The organism is Kitasatospora sp. NPDC091257, from assembly GCF_044757675.1.
GTDB classification, from domain to species: domain Bacteria; phylum Actinomycetota; class Actinomycetes; order Streptomycetales; family Streptomycetaceae; genus Kitasatospora; species Kitasatospora lactacystinica.
Window position 1 is genome coordinate 1 of the sequence record NZ_JBIVVI010001668.1, and the last position, 1,473, is coordinate 1,473.

General features: G+C 73.9%; 3 protein-coding genes. 1 reads left to right on the top strand and 2 read right to left on the bottom strand.

Going from position 1 to position 1,473, the window contains the following annotated elements:
* Window positions 1-44: 44 nt before the first annotated feature.
* Entirely contained in the window at window positions 45-317 is a 273-nt protein-coding gene (locus ACIQOV_RS41150; RefSeq protein WP_359901593.1) for a DUF6343 family protein, read from the bottom strand.
* A gap of 75 nt (window positions 318-392) precedes the next feature.
* Between ACIQOV_RS41150 and ACIQOV_RS41155 the strand changes: the two genes are divergently transcribed.
* The gene (locus tag ACIQOV_RS41155; protein WP_380539533.1) at window positions 393-644 is read left to right on the top strand and encodes an I78 family peptidase inhibitor; all 252 of its coding nucleotides are present in this window, start codon (window positions 393-395) and stop codon (window positions 642-644) included.
* 145 nt (window positions 645-789) lie between these two features.
* Here the strand turns inward: ACIQOV_RS41155 and ACIQOV_RS41160 are convergent.
* Window positions 790-1,473, bottom strand: a 684-nt coding sequence (locus tag ACIQOV_RS41160) for a phosphatase PAP2 family protein (protein WP_401056230.1), incomplete at its 5' end; no start/stop codon positions are given.

Sequence of the window (1,473 nt, forward strand, 5' to 3'; positions counted from 1 at the left end):
GGAAGTCGGCCGGGCCGACTTCCCACTCCATGGGAGACACCACGTCAGAGCTCGGTCCGGCGACGCCGGATCACCACCACGAGATCGACGGCGGCGAACAGGGTCAGCAGGCCGCAGGCCACGGCGAAGCCGGTGAGGGTGCCCCGGCTGGGTGCGCCGTCGGCGGGGGAGGCGGCCGCCCAGAGCGCGAAACCCACCGTCGCCAGTGCGAACAGCGGCGTGAAGGTGAGCGAGAGCAGGTAGCGGAGCTTGAGATCGCTGCGGGCGGTGGCCGGCTCGGTGCCGCTGCGCCACCGTCGCGGGGTGGTGGTGCGCATGGCGTTCACCTCCTGACCACGCCGGTCGGGCTACGATTCCAGCGTACGTCCGAGGAGGCGAGCCGGGGAGGCGCGATGTCGGGTTCGGGCGCGGTGGGGGCGGGGTCCGGCGCGGCGGGTTCGGGCGCCGGTTCGGGTGCGGGGGGCCAGGACGGAGAGGGATACGCGGGGCTGCGGATCGAGCGGGCCCGGGAGCTGGCCCGAAGGCACGGCTGGGCGTCGGTCCGGGTGCTGGAGCCGGGTGACCTGATGACCATGGAGTACCGCCAGGGGCGGCTCAACCTCGCGGTGCGCAACGGTGTGGTCGAGCGCAGCTGGGAGGGGTAGGTCCGGCCCGTTCCGTCGGCTCGGGGGCCGGGTTCGGTTCCGGCATTCGGGGTTCGGCTTCGGTGCGGGCCTGGTGCGGGTCCGGTGCGGTCGGGGTTCGCCGTGGCTCCGGTCGGGCGTGACTCGGGTCGGGTGCGGTTCGGGTTCAGCAGGGCAGGTGCCGACGGGCGAAACGCCGGTGGAGCCGCTGTTCGGCGGTGGCGACCAGGGGCTCCAGCAGTGGCAGCGAGAGCAGGACGAGCAGTCCGGCGGCCCAGCCGGCCAGGACGTCGGTGACCCAGTGGGTGCCCAGGTAGACCGTGGTCAGGCCGATCGAGCAGGCGGTGGCGGCGGCGATCAGCGCACCGGTGCGCCGCCAGCGGACGGCGAGGTAGGCGAGCACCCCCCAGGTGACCACCGCGTTGGCGGTGTGGCCGGAGGGGAAGATGGTGCCGCCGGAGAAGAGCTCGGGCGAGCCGACGTACTGGGCGTAGTGCGGGCCGAGCCGGCCGGTGACGATCTTGACCGCGCCGACGGTGACGTTGAGCAACAGCAGCGCGATGCCCATGACCAGCAGCGGGCGCAGCCGGCCGAGGCGGTGGGCCCGCCAGCCGAGCCAGCAGAAGGCGGCGATCGCCGAGGGTCCGCGTTGCCCGGCGACCACCCAGGTGTCGAGCAGCGGCTCCAGCCGGGGCCACCGCTCGTAGGGGCGCAGCAGTCGGACCGACCAGTCGAGGTCGACCAGCTCGGTGTTGAGCAGGACCCCGGCGAGTACCAGCAGGTAGCCGGCGAGGGTGACGGCGAGCAGGGCGGCCTGCCGTCGGCTCATCGGGGGCCAGCCGGGTTCACC

What these genes read in the sequence shown, in the direction of transcription:
- ACIQOV_RS41150 (WP_359901593.1), bottom strand. Translation starts at nt 317, where the DNA reads ATGCGCACCACCACCCCGCGACGGTGGCGCAGCGGCACCGAGCCGGCC.
- ACIQOV_RS41155 (WP_380539533.1), top strand. Translation starts at nt 393, where the DNA reads ATGTCGGGTTCGGGCGCGGTGGGGGCGGGGTCCGGCGCGGCGGGTTCG.